Source organism: Brachybacterium paraconglomeratum, from assembly GCF_039541415.1.
Lineage (GTDB): Bacteria > Actinomycetota > Actinomycetes > Actinomycetales > Dermabacteraceae > Brachybacterium > Brachybacterium paraconglomeratum_A.
The window spans coordinates 541558-557496 of sequence record NZ_BAABGE010000004.1 but is presented as its reverse complement, the minus strand read 5'-3'; the positions used below and the strand labels follow the sequence as shown (position 1 = coordinate 557496).

The window sequence follows — 15939 nt, the reverse complement described above, 5'->3', positions numbered from 1 at the left end:
GCCCGTTCCTGCTGGATATGCGGACTGTTCGACAATATGGTCGAAGATCGTCCGCGGTCCGGGCACTGCCCGCTGATCGCTGATACGCATCTCGCTGCCAGGCGCATCACCTCGAGTCCGAGGGCGGTGCCCGGCCCTCTCCCCGACCGAAAGGACCGTGATGGCTGAGGCCACCGCTCCTCGTCCCGTAGATTCCCCCGACCGCGGGAGGGATCCCGGCGCAGGGACGGGTGAGCCTGGCCCCGGTCACGGCGGCACGAGCACCCGCCGCCATTCCGCGGTCAACTGGCCCGTGTTCATCGGCACCTCGGCGATCATCGTCGCCTTCGTGCTGTTCGCCGCGATCTGGCCAGGCACGGCGGAGACCGTCATCTTCGGCTCGATGGCGTGGGTGGCGACGAACTTCGGCTGGTACTACGTCCTCACCGCCGCCCTCGTGGTCGTGTTCGTACTGATCGTCGCGTTCTCCAAGGTCGGCGGCACGAAGATGGGCCCGGACCACTCGGTGCCGAAGTACAACCTGTTCACCTGGGCGGCCATGCTGTTCGCAGCAGGCATCGGGGTGGACCTGATGTTCTTCGGGATCTCCGGCCCCGCCACGAACTTCCTGACCCCGCCGGATGTCGCGGCCGGGTCCGAGGAGGCCGCCCGGATGGCGACGGTCTGGACGATCTTCCACTACGGGATCCCGGGCTGGGCGATGTACGCCCTGATGGGAATGGCCTTCGGTCTGTTCGCCTATCGCTACCACCTGCCGCTGTCGATCCGCTCCGCACTGGCACCGATCTTCGGCAAGCGGATCCACGGCGCCGTGGGCCACGTCGCCGAGATCGGCGCGACCATCGGCACCATCTTCGGCATCTCGGTGTCCCTCGGCATCGGCGTGGTCTTCCTGAACTTCGGTCTCTCCGCACTGTTCGGCATCCCGAACTCCCTCGCGGTGCAGATCGCCCTGATGGCGCTGGCCGTGTTCATCACCGTGCTGTCCACCGTCTCCGGCGTGGACAAGGGCATCCGCCGCCTCTCCGAGCTCAACGTGCTGCTCGCTCTCGTGCTGATGCTGTGGGTGCTGTTCTCCGGGAACACTCCGCAGCTGCTCAACGCCCTGGTCCAGAACATCGGCGACTTCTTCTCGCGGTTCCCCTCCATGCTGATGAACACCTTCGCCTACAACGAGGGTGCGGCGGATTACCCCGCGGACCAGTGGATGGCCGACTGGACCCTGTTCTTCTGGGCCTGGTGGATCGCCTGGGCCCCCTTCGTGAGCCTGTTCCTGGCCCGCATCTCCCGGGGACGCACCCTGCGCCAGTTCGTCATCGGCGTGCTGCTGATCCCCTTCGCCTTCATCCTGCTATGGGTCTCCATCTTCGGGAACGCGGCGATGAGCTTCTTCGGAGACGCGGAGTTCCTCGACCTCACCATCAACCAGCCCGAGTCCGGATTCTTCAACCTGCTCGGGCAGTACCCCGGCGAGCTCTTCACGGTCTCGCTGGCCCTGCTGACCGGCCTGTTCTTCTACACCACCTCTGCGGATTCCGGCTCGCTGGTGATGGCGAACATGACCTCCAAGGCCACCACCACCGACTCCGACGGCCCGCCCTGGCTGCGCATCGTGTGGGCCGTCATCACCGGCGCCCTGACCCTGGTGATGCTGTTCATCGACGGGGTCTACACGCTGCAGGCAGCGACCGTGATCGTGGGCCTGCCGCTGTCGGTGATGATCTACCTGGTGATGTACAGCCTGTGGAAGGTGCTGCGCACCGAGCACATGAACCTCGTCTCCCGCCAGGCGACGCTTCCCGCGCTGCTGACCAGCCGGGTGCGCGAGGCCGAGGGCGGCGAGCGCGGATCGTGGCGCCAGCGCCTCCAGCACCGCATGTCCTATGCCTCGGCCGAGCAGGCGACCACCTTCATCGATACCGTCGCCACGCCTGCGGTCGAGGAGGTCGCCGCGGAGCTGAAGAAGCTCGGCGCCGACGTCGCCTGCCATCGCGGTGCGCACCCGGACAGCGAGATCCCTTTCGTGGATCTCGTGGTCTCCTTCCCCGAGGCCGAGGACTTCAAGTACCAGACCTACCCGGTCGCCTTCTCGACGCCCAGCTTCGCGGCCAACCTCGCAGCCGTGCGCGATACCTACTATCGGGTGGAGATCTTCTCGACCCTCGGCTCCCGCGGACGCGACATCATGGGCTATTCGAAGGACCAGGTCATCGCCGATGTGCTGGACTCCTACGACGCACACATCATGTATCTGACGATGAGCACCGAGCTCGGCACCGCGACGGGCACGATCCCCGTCACGGCGCCGGACACCTGGGCCGACACCGACCAGGTCGATGCCACCGAGGACCACGACACCTCCACCTCCCCCGACTCGAAGGAGCGACATGACTGACACCGCTGCCACCCTGTTCATCGACGGAGCCTGGGTCCCCTCGTCCTCCGGCGAGACCCGCACCGTCATCTGCCCCGCGGACCAGTCCGAGGTCGGCATCGTCTCCGAAGCCACCGGGGAGGACGTCGAAAGGGCGATCCTCGCCGCCCGCCGCGCCTTCGAGTCCCGGGTGTGGGCCGACAAGTCCGCCTCCGAACGCGGCGACTTCCTGCTGCAGGTCGCTGACCAGCTGCAGGTGCGCAAGGCGGAGTTCGCCCGCGCCGAGGCGCTCGACACCGGCAAGCGCCTGGTCGAGGCCGAGGGCGATATCGATGACATCACGGCCTGCTTCCGGTACTTCGGGAAGGTCGCGGGCCAGAACCCCGGCCGCCTGGTCGACGCCGGTGACGACACCGTGATCTCCCGCGTGGTGCACGAGCCGATCGGTGTGTGCGGCATGATCACGCCCTGGAACTTCCCCCTGCTGCAGGCCGCATGGAAGATCGCCCCGGCCCTCGCGGCCGGGAACTCCTTCGTCATCAAGCCCGCCGAGCTCACCCCCCACACCACGATCCTGATCGTGGACGTGCTCGACAAGCTCGGTCTGCCCGCAGGCGTGGCGAACCTGGTGCTGGGTGACGGCGGCGTGGTCGGCGCGCCGCTGTCCGCGCATCCGGAGATCGATCTGGTCTCCTTCACCGGTGGCCTCGTCACCGGCCGGAAGATCGCCGCTTCTGCGGCGCAGGGCATCAAGAAGGTGGCCCTCGAGCTCGGCGGGAAGAACCCCAACGTGATCTTCGCCGACGCCGACTACGAGGCGGCGCTCGACAATGCGCTGAACGCCGCGTTCATGGACTCGGGCCTGCTCTGCTCCGCGGGCACGCGCCTGATCCTGCAGGACACCATCGCCGAGCAGTTCGTCGACGATCTCGTCGCCCGCGCTGAAGGGATCGTGATGGGTGGCCCGCTGGATCCGAAGGCCGAGACCGGCCCGCTGATCTCGAAGGAGCACCGCGACAAGGTCACCGACTACGTGAAGCGCGGCATCGAGGCCGGGGCACGATTGCGCACCGGGAATCACTGGGGCGGGCCCGAGCACGAGCAGGGTTACTTCTATGCCCCGACCGTGCTGGACCAGTGCACCGCGGAGAACCCCGCAGTGATCGAGGAGGGCTTCGGCCCGGTGATCACGGTGGAGACCTTCTCCACCGAGGAGGAGGCGATCGCCATCGCTAACCACACCGAGTACGGCCTCGCCGGTGCGGTGTGGACCTCGAACTCCGGGACCGCGAACCGGGTCTCGCGGCGGCTGCGCCACGGCACCATCTGGATCAACGACTTCCACCCCTACCTCCCGCAGGCGGAGTGGGGCGGCTTCAAGATGTCGGGGGTGGGTCGCGAGCTGGGCCCCACCGGCCTCGAGGAGTACACCGAGTCCAAGCACATCTACGAGAACACCGAACCGGCCGTGACCGGCTGGTTCCCGCGCAAGGGCTGAGCCCCGCGTTCCGGGCCGCGCCGCTGAGCACCGCACCGCCGGGCACCGCTCCGTCGTGCACCGCACCGGCGGGCGGCCCGCTCTCTCCCACCCTCCCTCGACAGGAAGCAGCAGACATGTCCGCACCAGACCTCACGTCCGAGAATCCCCTCGCCGAGTTCGACTACATCATCGTCGGCGGCGGCTCCGCCGGTGCAGCGCTGGCGTCCCGCCTCAGCGAGGACCCGAGCATCGACGTCGCCCTGCTCGAGGCCGGCCCCTCCGACCTCGAGCATCAGGAGGTGCTGCAGCTGAAGCGCTGGCCCGAGCTGCTCGAGGGCGGGCTGGACTGGGACTACCCGATCGAGCCGCAGGAGAAGGGCAACTCCTTCATGCGCCATGCGCGGGCGAAGGTGCTGGGCGGCTGCTCCTCCCACAACTCCTGCATCGCCTTCCACCCGCCGGCGGAGGACATGGACCTGTGGGAGCAGCTCGGCGCCGAGGGCTGGAACGCCGAGACGATCATGCCGCTGATCGCCCGCCTGGAGACGAACATGGACCGCACCGGTGAGGGCCACGGCACCGACGGCCCCGTCCACCTCATGGATGTTCCACCCGAGGATCCCGTCGGCGTCGCGATCCTGGAGGCCTGCGAGCAGGCCGGCATCCCCACGGCCCGGTTCAACGACTTCGAGACCGTGGTGAACGGTGCGAACTGGTTCCAGGTGAACCGCCAGGCCGACGGCACCCGGGCGTCGTCCTCCGTGTCCTACCTGCATCCGCACCTGGAGCGGGAGAATCTGCACGTCCTGACCGGCCTGCAGGTGATGCGGGTGCTCTTCGACGAGGAGCAGCGGGCCACGGGCGTGGAGTACATCGACAACGCCTTCGACCGCTCCTCGCTCATGCACGCTCGCCGTGAGGTGATCCTCTCCGCCGGGGCGATCGACTCGCCCAAGCTGCTGATGCTCTCCGGCATCGGTCCGGCCGATCACCTGCGCGAGGTGGGCATCGAGGTGCGGGTGGACTCCCCCGGCGTCGGCTCGAACCTGCAGGACCACCCCGAAGCGGTCATCTCCTGGGAGTCCACACAGAAGATGACCCGCGAGTCCACGCAGTGGTGGGAGATCGGGATCTTCGCCCCCACCCAGGAGGGTCTGGAGCTGCCGGATCTGATGATGCACTACGGTTCGGTGCCCTTCGACATGCACACCCGCCGCCAGGGCTACCCCACCTCACCGGAATCCTTCGCGCTCACCCCGAACGTCACCCACGCCCGCTCGCGCGGCACGGTGCGGCTGCGCTCGATCGACTACCGCGACAAGCCGAAGGTCGATCCGCGCTACTTCACCGATGAGGAGGGCCACGACATGCGCGTCGCCGTCGCCGGGATCCGCAAGGCCCGGGAGATCATCTCCCAGCCCGGGATGGATGCCTTCCGCGGCCGGGAGCTGTTCCCCGGCGAGGCCGTGCAGACCGACGAGGAGATCGCCGACTACGTCTCCAAGACCCACAACACCGTCTACCACCCCGCCGGCTCGTGCCGCATGGGCGCGGTCGACGATGACATGTCGCCGCTGGATCCGCAGCTGCGGGTCAAGGGTGTCAAGGGCCTGCGCGTCGTCGACGGCTCGGTGATGCCGCAGCTGGTCGCGGTGAACCCCAACATCACCACGATGCTGATCGGTGAGCGGGCCGCGGAGCTGATCCGGGGCGACCAGACCGCCTGATCTCCCGCCCCTCTTCGGGGTGTCTGGGCCGACGGGCGGTCCCGCATGGAAATGCGGGACCGCCCGTCGCTCTTGTGCTGCGTTGCTCTTGTGCTGCGGCGGAGAGTTCGTAGACTCGCTGACGTGACCCCGCTCACGCAGTCGCTCACGGAAGGCACCCTCGCCTCCGTGGTCGACCTCGCCCGCACACAGACGGCGACGCTCACTGTCGCCGATCTCGCCGAGCACGCCGGGTACAGCCCCTTCCACTTCTCCCGCATCTTCAGCTCCCACGTGGGCATCGGCCCCGGCCAGTACCTCACCGCACTGCGCATCGATGAGGCGAAGCGACTGCTCCTCACGGGCGACGAGCCGATCATCGATGTGGCCACCGCGGTCGGTTTCGAGTCCCTCTCCAGCTTCAGCCGGCGCTTCCACGCGACCGTCGGAGTGGCTCCGGGGCAGCTGCGGCGACTGGCCGAACACCTCAGCAGTCGCCCGCCCCGGCCCTTCACGCTGCTGCGCCCCCACCCCTCCTCTCTCCGCGTGCATCTCGAGCTCCCTCCCGGGTCGGATGCGCGCGGCGACCCCTCGGTGTGGGTGGGCTGGTACCCATATCCTGCGCCGATCGGGCTGCCCCGCTCAGGCGTCCTGGTCAGCGGCGTCCCCCACCTGGACCTGCCGCTGTGCGACGGCGCACCGTTCCTGCTGGGTTTCGCTGTGCCCGCCCAGGCGGACCCGCTGGACATGCTGGTGCCGGAGTCTCCGCTGGTCGCAGTGCATCCGGCGCCGCTGAGGGACGGCGGCGAGGTCACCCTGCGCTTCAGCGCGCAGGCGGCGTCGGGTCGGCCTCCGCTGCTCTCGGCGCTCCCGAGCCTCTGCCGGAGCTGAGCATGCACGCCGTGCTCAGGCCCAGCACCTCCCGCCACCCCCTCGAAGTGCGCAGGATCGGACACTTCCTCGCGTCCCGCGGGCAGGAGGATGATGGCACGACGCGGCACCCTCGCCGCTCAACCCAGGAGGAATCATGAGCAGGACGACTGGAACCAGCACCTGGACCGACCTCTCCGTCCAGGATCTCGACGCCGCCAAGGCGTTCTACTCAGGCCTCTTCGGCTGGACGTTCCGCGATCTCGGTGAGGAGTTCGGGAACTATTCGATCATCTCCAACAGCGACGGCGCTCCCGTGGGCGGCGCCATGTCGGTCACGGGGATGACGGGGCCCGACGGGTCGGCGCTGCCCACCGGCTGGGACGTCTTCCTCACCGTCGACGATGCCGACGCCCGCCTCGCCACAGCGCTGGAGAACGGTGCCTCCGCACTCTCTCCGATCATGGACGTCGGTACCGATGGCCGCAACGTCATGCTGCAGGACCCCACCGGAGCCACCATCGGGATGTGGCAGGCCAAGGAGTTCGAGGGCTACGAGTTCACCGGCAATCCCGGCTCCCCGGTCTGGTTCGAGCTGATGACCCACCGCTATGACGACGCCTCCGCGTTCTACACCGCGGTGTTCGACGCCCAGCTGGAGGCGATGAGCGAGCAGATGGAGGACGACTCCTTCCGCTACGCCACCAACGGCCCCGGTGAGAGCGCCAGCTGGGGCCTCGGTGATGCGACCGGGGTGATGCCCGTGGAGGCCGCCGGTTGGCGGATCTACTTCGGCGTCGACTCCAGCGAGCAGGCGCTCGCGAGGATCGTCGAGCTCGGCGGAAAGATCCTCGACGGACCGGTCGACTCCCCCTTCGGCCGAATCGCCACGATCGCGGATCCCGAGGGCGCGACCTTCCAGATCAGCGCGATGGGCGAGGCGGTGGCGGAGGGGTGATGACGCTCCTCGCAGGGCTCAGCTGAGGAGCGCACCTCGCCGAACTCCCCTGAGGACGGGATGCTCGGTGTGAACGTTGGGGGCCGCTCGTACGGAGTCACGGACGACGTGCGGTCCAGAGCGTCCGAGTGCCGCGGATCCACAGCTCACCGAGGCCGTGCACGCTGCCGGGCCCCTCACCGATCAGGGCATCGAGCACGCGGCGGTCCTGGTCGCCGAGATCTCCTCGGAGCCCATGGGCCACCCGGCGGAGCTCCAGGGCGGCGTATTCTCCCGCCGGCCCGTCGGCCGCCATCATCTGGTCCTGGACGAGCTGCGTGGTGCGCATCGAGGTGAAGCCCGCGGCCGCGATCTGCTCGGTCCAGTCCGGGTGATCGGCGGGGCTGCCACCGCCTGCTGCCCGCAGCCGTTCCTCCCAGTCCGCATCCTCTGCCGGGAGCACGCGGGAGGGGGCATCCATCTCCAGGATCGCGAGCAGGCCCCCGGGGCGCAGCGAGTCGTACAGCTTCCGGAAGGCTCCTGCGGGATCCGAGACCTCATGGAGGGAGGCCGAGGCCCACACCAGATCCGAGCCGACCAGCTCGGTGGACGCAGCGCAGACATCTCCGCGCAGCGTGGTGACGCGCTCTCCGAGACCCGCGGCCTGAGCTCTTTCGCGCACCCGCGCGAGCATCGTGTCGGCGATGTCGACCGCGACCACCTCGGCGGAGGAGAAGCAGTGAGCCAGCGCGAGCGTGCCGTTGCCCGCTCCTGCCCCGATGTCCAGCACCCTGCGCACCGCGGAGGAGGATCTGGTGAGCGCAGCGATCTGAGACATGGCGGAATCCAGCAGGTCGGCATGCACGATGCCGTCGAGCTCGAGGAGCCGGCTCAGATCGATGCCATGCGTGCCATGGCCATGGGCGCCATGACCGTGCGGCTCAGCGGGTGACATCGATGATCAGCTTCCCGTTCGCGGTGCCGGCCTTGCTGGCCTCGAACGCCTCGGCGGCGTCGGCGAGGGCGAAGGAGCGGTCGATCTCGACCTTCAGGGCGCCGCTCGCCACCTTCTCCAGCAGGGTCTCCAGGCGTTCGCCGTCCGGTCGCACCCACACCCAGCGCCCACCGACCTCCTCGACCGAGGGATCAGCGATCGAGACGTGACGGCCCCCGTCGGCCAGCAGCGCGAGCGTGTCCTCGCGCACCTCGCCCACGAAGTCCGCGACCGCGCTCACGCCGTCGGGCGCGATCTCGCGGACCCGCTCCACCAGGCCCTCGCCGTAGGCGACCGGCATGACACCGATGGCCGCGAGCTTCGCGTGGTTGCTGGGCGAGGCGGTGCCGATCACGGTCGCGCCGAGCTCGCGGGCCAGCTGCGCGGCGAGGTAACCGACTCCGCCGGAGGCGGCGTGGATCAGCAGGGTGTCCTCGGCACTCAGCTCGAGGGTCTCGAGGCTGCGCAGCGCCGTCAGGCCGGTCAGCGGGAGGCCTGCGGCGGCGTCGAACCCGACGCCCTCGGGGACCGCCGCCACAGAGGTGGCGGGCAGAGCCACGAACTCTGCGAAGGTGCCGTTGTGGATGAGGTCCGTGCGGCCGTAGGAGGCCACGCGATCCCCCGGCGAGAACTCCGGGGTGTCAGGGCCGACGGCCTCGACCACGCCGGACACGTCCCAGCCGGGGATCACGGGGAACACGGTCTCGATGAGCCCGTCGAGACCGCCGGACATCACCTTCCAGTCCACCGGGTTCACAGAAGCGCGCTCGATGCGGATCAGCACCGCGCCGGGGCTGAGGATCGGCATCGCGACCTCCTGCAGCTGAAGGGTGCTGGGGTCGCCGTACTCGGTATAGATCATTGCTCGCATAGCAGTGACAACAGCTCAGACCGCGCCCGCATTCCCCCGGCGGGGGCGGGCCGGCGCGTTGCGAGATCTGTCATCTTCTGTGCGGGCCCCTCGCTGCCCGCTCGGCGAGGGCCGCCGTCGCCCTCCTCTCAGAGGTCTCCGACGGGCTCCTCGTCCCGGATCTGCCCGAAGGCCAGGGCGGACCAGAAGTCACCGCGCACGTAGCGCTGCTCGGCGTCCGGGGCGAAGTCCCAGGGGCGTGCCGTGCCCCGCAGGAGCGCCGCCGCCACCAGGCGGCGCCGGGCCTGGCTGCCCATGATGTCCTCCTCCAGCGCAGCGAAGTCGTACCGCGCCGCAAGAGCTCCACGCAGGCTGCGGACGCGCTCACCGTACGCGGGGTCGCTGGCGACGTTGTGCAGCTCATGAGGATCGGTGGCCAGGTCGAACAGCTGGTCGGGGTCCCCGGGGCAGGCTACGTACTTGAACTGTCCGCGCACCAGGGTCACCTGGGGACGCAGAGTGCCCTCGGCGAGGTACTCGATGACGATGTCGCGGTCCTCAGGACCAGCCTCGCCGCTCACCTCGCGGCGGGCGGATTCCAGCAGGGAGAGCCCACGCCGGGAATCGGCAGCACCAGCACCGTCGGTCGCCCCCGCGAGGAATGGTGCGCGGGCTTCCTCAGGAGCCTCCGCGAGCTCCAGCAGGGTCGGCATCAGGTCCAGCAGGGAGACCGGGTTCGCATACCGCCCGCGAGGCACCAGGTGCTCGGGACCGTGGACGATCAGCGGCACGCGCGCCGACTCCTCATAGGGCGACATCTTGTACCACAGGCCCTTCTCACCCAGCATGTCGCCGTGGTCGCTGGTCACCACGATGACCGTGCTCTCCAGCAGTCCCAGCACCTCCAGCCGCTCCCGGATCCGGCCCACGTGGTCGTCGATGTAGCTCACGGCCGCGTAATAGGAGCGCCGTGCCCGCTGTACCTCCTCGGGGCTCGTCTCGCGCTGGTCGAAGCCGCTCATCGCCCGCAGCCGATGGGTATGCGGGTCCTGGGCGGCGTCGGGCACCTCGGGATGCTTCGGCGCCGGGATCTCGACGCCGGTGAAGCGGTCCCAGTGCTCGCGCGGCGGCTCATACGGGTCATGGGGGTGGATGAAGCTGGTGACCATGAGGAAGGGGAGGTCCTCCCCCGCGGCGCGGTTCGCCCGCACCCGGTCGTTGAGGTGGCGGAGGGTGCGGAAGCCCACCTCGTCGTCGAAGTCCTGCTGGACCGTCGCCTGGGAGACCCCGGCCGTGTAGACGGTGTCAGCGTCGTGGTACCACTGGAGCCGGTCGGCCGGGTCCCGCCGCCAGTCCGGGACCATATCCATGTCCGCCGGGTAGACGTCGGTGGTCAGTCGCTGCTCGAATCCATGGTGCTGGTCCGGGCCGATGAAGTGCATGCGGCCGACGAGCGCGGTGTGGTACCCGGCGGCGCGCAGGTGGTGGGCGAACGTCGGCATCGACGCGGCGAAGTCGTCCCCGTTGTCATAGCAGGCGATATCCGAGGGCATGCGACCGGTCATCATCGAGGCTCTCGACGGGGCGCACAGCGGGGTGGTGCAGTAGGCACGGTCGAACACTGCACCGTCGGTCGCCAGGGCGTCCATGTGCGGGGTCCGGGCGGCCTCGTCCCCGTAGGCACCCAGTGCCTGCGCCGCCATCTGGTCGGCCTGGATGATCACGATGTTCGGCCTCATGGTCGGGCTCCGTTCGGCTCAGTGCCGTCAGGGCCGGTATCAGCGGTGCTGCTGCTTGCTGCGGGGCCCTCAGGATCTTCTCCGGACGGGTCGTCGTCGGTCTCCGGCTCCCAGCCGTCCGCCCACTTCCCGGTCTCGAAGTCATAGCCGACAGGCTCGCCGTGCTCATCGGTGCGCTGATACCACTCGGTGTAGTCGGCATGCGTCGAGTCGACATCCGCGCCGGCGCCCTCACCCGGCTCAGCCCGGACGACCTGCAGGCGGAAGTCGTCGTCGAACTTGTCGACGCCGTCCACGACCGCATTGCTGACCACCGTCTCGGCGTACTGCTGGCGCAGGGTGAGCGGGTCGGTGCGCAGCTCCCGGAACCAGGCGACGATGATCAGGAGCATCACGAAGGCGAACGGGACGGCGGTGATGATCACGAGCGACTGCAGCCCCTCCAGGGCGGTGTCGCCGCCGAGCAGCAGCATGACCACTGCGATCCCCGCCATCACCAGGCCCCAGAACACCACGATGGGCTTGGGCGGATTCTGACTGCCGCGCGTGGTCAGGATGCCCATCACCACCGAGGCTGAATCCGCCGCGGTGATGAAGAAGATCGCCAGGATGAACATGATCAGCACCGGCATGATCCCTGACAGCGGCAGGTTCTCGACGATGGAGAACAGCACCTCGGCAGGATTGACCTGTTCGATGGCCCCCAATCCGCCTTCGCGGTACATCGAGATGGCGGTCCCGCCCATGATCCCGTAAGCCACGAACAGCAGCGTCGAGGGGATGAGGATGACGCCGAGCACGAACTGACGGATCGTGCGACCCCGGGAGATGCGCGCGATGAATATGCCCACGAAGGGCGACCAGGAGATCCACCAGGCCCAGTAGTACACGGTCCAGCTCGACTGGAAGTCGAGGGTCTCCTGGCCCCAGGAGGCGGAGCGGGCCATCATCTCGAACATCGACCCGATGTACTCCATCATGGCCGAGGGCAGCAGGTTCAGCAGGAACAGCGTCGGTCCCAGCAGGAAGATCATGCCGGTGAAGCCGATCGTGAGCACGATGTTGATGTTGGAGAGATAGCGGATGCCGCGCGACACTCCGGAGACCGCCGAGATCACGAAGCCGACCGACAGCACTGCGATCACGGCCACGAGCGCAGTGTTCGTCAGCTCGGAGACCCCCGAGACGATCACCACGCCCTCGCCGATCTGCAACGCCGCGATGCCGAGCGCGGCCGCGGTGCCGAAGAGAGTGGCGATGATCGCGAAGATGTCGACGAGCTGACCCGCCCAGCCGTCGGTGCGCTTCTTCCCGAAAAGACGCTCAAAGATCGAAGACAGCAGCAGTGTCCGACCGCGACGGTAGGCGGCATAGGCGACAGCGCCCCCTACCAGCGCGTACATCGCCCAGGCGTGGAAACCCCAGTGGTAGTAGGTCTGGGCGAGCGCCGCGTGCATCGCCTCGACGGACTCCGCCTCGTTGGTCAGCGGCGGCGGGGTGATGAAGTAGGTCAGCGGCTCGGAGGGGCCCCAGAACATCACGCCGATGCCGAGTCCTGCGGCGAAGAGCATCGCGACCCAGGAGAAGGTGGAGAACTCCGGCCGCTCGCCGTCCTTGCCGAGCGGGATCTTGCCGTACCGGCTCAGGGCGAGGGCCAGCAGCGCGACCAGGACCACGGTCGCGACCGCGTTGAACAGCCAGCCCAGGTGACTCATGGTCCAGCTGTACGCCGCACCGGCGACCACGCTGACGCTCGCGGTGTTGACGATGCCCCAGATCACGAAGCCCACTGCGAGGGTACCGGCGACGGCGAAGACGAGCTTGTCCACGCTGTACCGGCGCCGCTGCTCGTCAATGGCGATGCCGGGAACCAGCGCGGGGTGGATGTTGTGGGGGTACGCCCCCGGCCGTGCGTAGTCCAGGTTGGGCAGGCGTTCGCCGGGACTGCGCGTCGTCCGCGCTGAAGAGCCGGCGCCCTTGCCCCGTGTCGTGGGTTCGTCGTCGTTCATCTTCGTGCTGCTCCATTCAGGCGGGGAGGGGGCGGTGCCGCTCCGGTGATCCTCGCCAGGGCACACTGATGAAGACCCTGGGGTGTCAGCCCACTGTAGTCAGGACGCTCCCAGCGCGTTCCCACCGGTGCGGACAGTGCACCCAGCGGCGCCGGCCAGGAGGCCCCGCAGATGACCGCGTGTTCGAACACCTCGCTGCCGTGAGGAGGCCCGACGGGCATGAAGATGACGCCGTGTGACCTCCTGCGTCCCGGATGAAGGCCTGACAACGCCCCGCCCGCCGCACCGGGCCTACAGTGAAAGCCATGCTGACCGATATCGCGCTCCGTGAGGCGTACTCCCACTTCCCGCAGGGCATGGTCCTGGTGGCCGCCGAGATCGACGGGGTGCGCCACGGCCTGGTCGCCTCGACCTTCACCGTCGGAGTGTCGCTGGACCCGCCGCTGGTGTCCGTGGCGGTGCAGCACAGCTCTCTGACCTGGCCGACGCTGCGCGAGCACGGGCAGCTGGGGGTGACCGTGCTGGGACAGCGGCAGGCTCCGCTGGCGCGCCAGCTCGCGGCGAAGGATCGCGCACGCCGTTTCGACGGCATCGAGACCGACGTCGATGCGCAGGGCGCTCTGACCCTGCAGGACGCACCGGCCTGGATGACCACCCGCGTCTACGACCAGATGCGGGCAGGGGACCATGATCTGGTATTGCTGGAGGTGCTCTCGATCGGCAGCCGACCGGAGGCTGAGGCAGTGGTCTTCCACCGCAGCGAGTTCAAAGGCCTGGTGCAGAGCCCCCAGGCGCGATGACCTCGTGAGTCCCGCGGCCTTCCTGTGAGACCCGCGGCGGTCACCACGAGTCCGGCAACGCCCGGACCGGCCCCTGCACCACATAGCCCAGGACCACAGCACATGGCCACCGGTCCCGGTACCGAGCGGCCGCCGTCGACGGATCGACGGCGGCCGCTTCGTGCGCACAGGTCTATCAGGCGGTCGCGACCGCGGTCCCGCGATCGTCTCGATCGCGGCGCCGACGGAGCAGCTGGATGACCACGACGGCCGCCACCAGCACCATGCCGACCGCCGAGATGGGGATCGAGGGATAGACCATCAGCACGCCGCCGAGTATCAGCACCGCACGTTCCACCGTGGTCGCGTCACCGAACAGGTAGCCCGCCAGGCCAGCCGCAATCGCCACCATGCCCAGGATCAAGGTCACCAGAGCCGGGATCAGGTCTGAGACGGGTCCGGCCAGCAGCAGCGACGGCTCGAGCACGAACACGAAGGGGATGAGGAAGCCGGCGATGGCGAGCCTCAACGCCGTGACACCGGTCTTCAACGGGTTGGATCCGGCGATGCCAGAGCCGGCATAGGCCGCCAGGCACACCGGCGGTGTCACGTCCGCGAGAATCCCGAAGAAGAACACGAACATGTGGGCCGCGATCACCGGGACCTCGAAGTTGTTGATCAGGATCGGTGCAGCGACAGTCGCGGTGACCACATAGTTCGCGGTCGTGGGCAGGCCCATGCCCAGGATCAGGCAGACGATCATCGTCATCAGCAGCACCAGCAGGAAGTTGCCCTGGGCGATGTCGATGACGGCGTTGCCCAGCCGGCCGCCCAGCCCGGTGCCGGTGACTGTGCCCGCCACGATGCCGGCGGTCGCACAGGCGGCGATCACCGGGAGCGCGGTACGGGCGCCGGCCTCGAGGGTCAGGACGATGCCCTTGAAGGAGAGCCGGGTGGACTTGCGCAGGAAGCTCAGTGCGATGGCGACGGCCACGCCCCACAGCGCAGCACGAGCCGGAGAGAAGCCCGAGAGCATCATGGTCACGATGATCACCAGCGGCAGCAGCAGATCCAGCCGCGCCAGGATGCTCTTCCAACCGGGCAGCTCCGACTTGGGGATCCCCGCGATCCGCATGCGCTTCGCTTCGAAGTGCACCGATACGAAGACGCCCAGGAAGTAGAGCGCCGCCGGGATGATCGCGATGATGATGATCTCGTTATAGGGGATGCCCGTGTACTCAGCCATGATGAACGCGGCCGCACCCATGATCGGCGGCATGATCTGCCCGCCGGTGGAGGCGGTGGCCTCGGTGGCGCCGGCGAAGTGCGGGCGGAATCCAGCTTTCTTCATCAGCGGGATCGTGAACGAGCCGGAGGCCACGGTGTTCGCGACCGAGGAGCCGGAGATCATGCCCTGCAGTCCGGAGGCGGCCACGGCGGCCTTCGCCGGCCCGCCGGTGAAGCGCCCGGTGAGCCGGAAGGCGAGGTCGTTGAAGAGCGCACCAATGTTGGTGCGGATCAGGACCACCGCGAACAGCAGGAACAGGAAGATGAAGGTGGAGGAGACCTGGATCGGCGTGCCGAAGATTCCGGCGCGGGAGGTGAAGAAGGTGCCCACCGCGTAGTCGTCCCAGGACTGCCCGACGATGAGCGTGGAATATCCGATCGCGGCGAGGGCGATCATCACGATCGGCAGGCCCACGCAGCGCCTGGTGGCCTCGAGAGTGAGCGCGATGCCGAGCGTCGCCACCGCATAGTCAATGGTGTCGAAGCCCAGGATCTGCACGATGTTGCTGGTCAGATGGGAATAGCGGAAAACGATGTAGAGGTTCACCGTGAGCGCGATCAGCGCCAGCAGGGCGTCCCACCAGGGAATGCCGGCTTTCCCCCCTCGCCGTTCGACCCGTTTTCCTGCGGGGTACAGCAGGAAGATGATGGAGGTCGCGCCGCCCAGGTGGATCGCACCCTGGATCAGGGAGGGGCGTGATCCGAAGATGCCGGTGTAGAGGTGGAAGATGGTGAGGGCGACCGACAGGCCGCCCACCACCCATGCCCATAGCCCCAGGTTCGTGCGAAATCGGCTGGATGAGTCATGCTCGCGCAGCACCTCCGCGGCGTGTGCCTCGGCCTCGTGCTGCGTCGCCTCGTCGACCTCGAGTGCTGAGACCTCTGGAGTGTCCTCGTGGTCCTTGGCGCTCATC

The 15939-nt window shown here is 68.3% G+C and carries 11 protein-coding genes; 6 read left to right on the top strand and 5 right to left on the bottom strand.

Going from position 1 to position 15939, the window contains the following annotated elements; all coding sequences use genetic code 11:
• Nucleotides 1–160 precede the first annotated feature (160 nt).
• The 5 genes from betT to ABD893_RS07100 all read left to right on the top strand — a co-directional run bounded on the left by betT (nucleotide 161) and on the right by ABD893_RS07100 (nucleotide 7388).
• Entirely contained in the window at nucleotides 161–2395 is a 2235-nt protein-coding gene (betT, locus tag ABD893_RS07120) for a choline BCCT transporter BetT (RefSeq protein ID WP_345077449.1), read from the top strand.
• The gene (locus tag ABD893_RS07115; RefSeq protein ID WP_345077446.1) at nucleotides 2388–3872 is read left to right on the top strand and encodes an aldehyde dehydrogenase family protein; all 1485 of its coding nucleotides are present in this window, start codon (nucleotides 2388–2390) and stop codon (nucleotides 3870–3872) included. Before betT ends, ABD893_RS07115 begins: the two co-directional genes overlap by 8 nt.
• Before the next feature lie 116 nt (nucleotides 3873–3988).
• The gene (locus tag ABD893_RS07110) at nucleotides 3989–5581 is read left to right on the top strand and encodes a GMC family oxidoreductase (RefSeq protein WP_345077443.1); all 1593 of its coding nucleotides are present in this window, start codon (nucleotides 3989–3991) and stop codon (nucleotides 5579–5581) included.
• A 123-nt stretch (nucleotides 5582–5704) separates the two neighbouring features.
• A complete protein-coding gene (locus tag ABD893_RS07105; RefSeq protein ID WP_345077440.1) occupies nucleotides 5705–6451 on the top strand; it encodes a helix-turn-helix domain-containing protein in 747 nt (248 codons plus the stop codon).
• A gap of 136 nt (nucleotides 6452–6587) precedes the next feature.
• Complete coding sequence (locus ABD893_RS07100; RefSeq protein ID WP_345077437.1) at nucleotides 6588–7388, top strand: VOC family protein; 801 nt, start codon at nucleotides 6588–6590, stop codon at nucleotides 7386–7388.
• Between the two features lie 97 nt (nucleotides 7389–7485).
• Here ABD893_RS07100 and ABD893_RS07095 read toward each other — a convergent pair whose 3' ends face one another.
• The 4 genes from ABD893_RS07095 to ABD893_RS07080 all read right to left on the bottom strand — a co-directional run bounded on the left by ABD893_RS07095 (nucleotide 7486) and on the right by ABD893_RS07080 (nucleotide 12959).
• Nucleotides 7486–8322, bottom strand: coding sequence for a class I SAM-dependent methyltransferase (locus tag ABD893_RS07095; RefSeq protein WP_345077434.1), 837 nt, complete (start codon nucleotides 8320–8322; stop codon nucleotides 7486–7488).
• Entirely contained in the window at nucleotides 8309–9223 is a 915-nt protein-coding gene (locus ABD893_RS07090) for an NADP-dependent oxidoreductase (RefSeq protein WP_345077431.1), read from the bottom strand. Before ABD893_RS07090 ends, ABD893_RS07095 begins: the two co-directional genes overlap by 14 nt.
• Nucleotides 9224–9360: 137 nt before the next feature.
• Nucleotides 9361–10950, bottom strand: coding sequence for a choline-sulfatase (gene betC, locus ABD893_RS07085; protein ID WP_345077427.1), 1590 nt, complete (start codon nucleotides 10948–10950; stop codon nucleotides 9361–9363).
• On the bottom strand, nucleotides 10947–12959 hold the full coding sequence (locus ABD893_RS07080; RefSeq protein ID WP_345077423.1) for a BCCT family transporter: 2013 nt from the start codon (nucleotides 12957–12959) through the stop codon (nucleotides 10947–10949). The genes betC and ABD893_RS07080 overlap by 4 nt, the downstream gene beginning before the upstream one ends.
• A 305-nt stretch (nucleotides 12960–13264) precedes the next feature.
• Here ABD893_RS07080 and ABD893_RS07075 point away from each other — a divergent pair, with 305 nt between their 5' ends.
• A complete protein-coding gene (locus ABD893_RS07075) occupies nucleotides 13265–13759 on the top strand; it encodes a flavin reductase family protein (protein ID WP_345077420.1) in 495 nt (164 codons plus the stop codon).
• A gap of 175 nt (nucleotides 13760–13934) precedes the next feature.
• On the opposite strand, the gene ABD893_RS07070 is transcribed toward ABD893_RS07075, so the two are convergent.
• On the bottom strand, nucleotides 13935–15938 hold the full coding sequence (locus tag ABD893_RS07070; RefSeq protein WP_345077417.1) for a TRAP transporter permease: 2004 nt from the start codon (nucleotides 15936–15938) through the stop codon (nucleotides 13935–13937).
• Nucleotide 15939 lies beyond the last annotated feature (1 nt).

Excerpts from the sequence above, each read along its gene's own strand:
- betC (WP_345077427.1), bottom strand. The coding sequence starts at position 10,950 with ATGAGGCCGAACATCGTGATCATCCAGGCCGACCAGATGGCGGCGCAG.
- ABD893_RS07075 (WP_345077420.1), top strand. The coding sequence starts at position 13,265 with ATGCTGACCGATATCGCGCTCCGTGAGGCGTACTCCCACTTCCCGCAG.
- ABD893_RS07095 (WP_345077434.1), bottom strand. The coding sequence starts at position 8,322 with ATGTCACCCGCTGAGCCGCACGGTCATGGCGCCCATGGCCATGGCACG.
- ABD893_RS07090 (WP_345077431.1), bottom strand. The coding sequence starts at position 9,223 with ATGATCTATACCGAGTACGGCGACCCCAGCACCCTTCAGCTGCAGGAG.
- ABD893_RS07080 (WP_345077423.1), bottom strand. The coding sequence starts at position 12,959 with ATGAACGACGACGAACCCACGACACGGGGCAAGGGCGCCGGCTCTTCA.
- ABD893_RS07115 (WP_345077446.1), top strand. The coding sequence starts at position 2,388 with ATGACTGACACCGCTGCCACCCTGTTCATCGACGGAGCCTGGGTCCCC.
- ABD893_RS07070 (WP_345077417.1), bottom strand. The coding sequence starts at position 15,938 with ATGAGCGCCAAGGACCACGAGGACACTCCAGAGGTCTCAGCACTCGAG.
- betT (WP_345077449.1), top strand. The coding sequence starts at position 161 with ATGGCTGAGGCCACCGCTCCTCGTCCCGTAGATTCCCCCGACCGCGGG.
- ABD893_RS07100 (WP_345077437.1), top strand. The coding sequence starts at position 6,588 with ATGAGCAGGACGACTGGAACCAGCACCTGGACCGACCTCTCCGTCCAG.
- ABD893_RS07110 (WP_345077443.1), top strand. The coding sequence starts at position 3,989 with ATGTCCGCACCAGACCTCACGTCCGAGAATCCCCTCGCCGAGTTCGAC.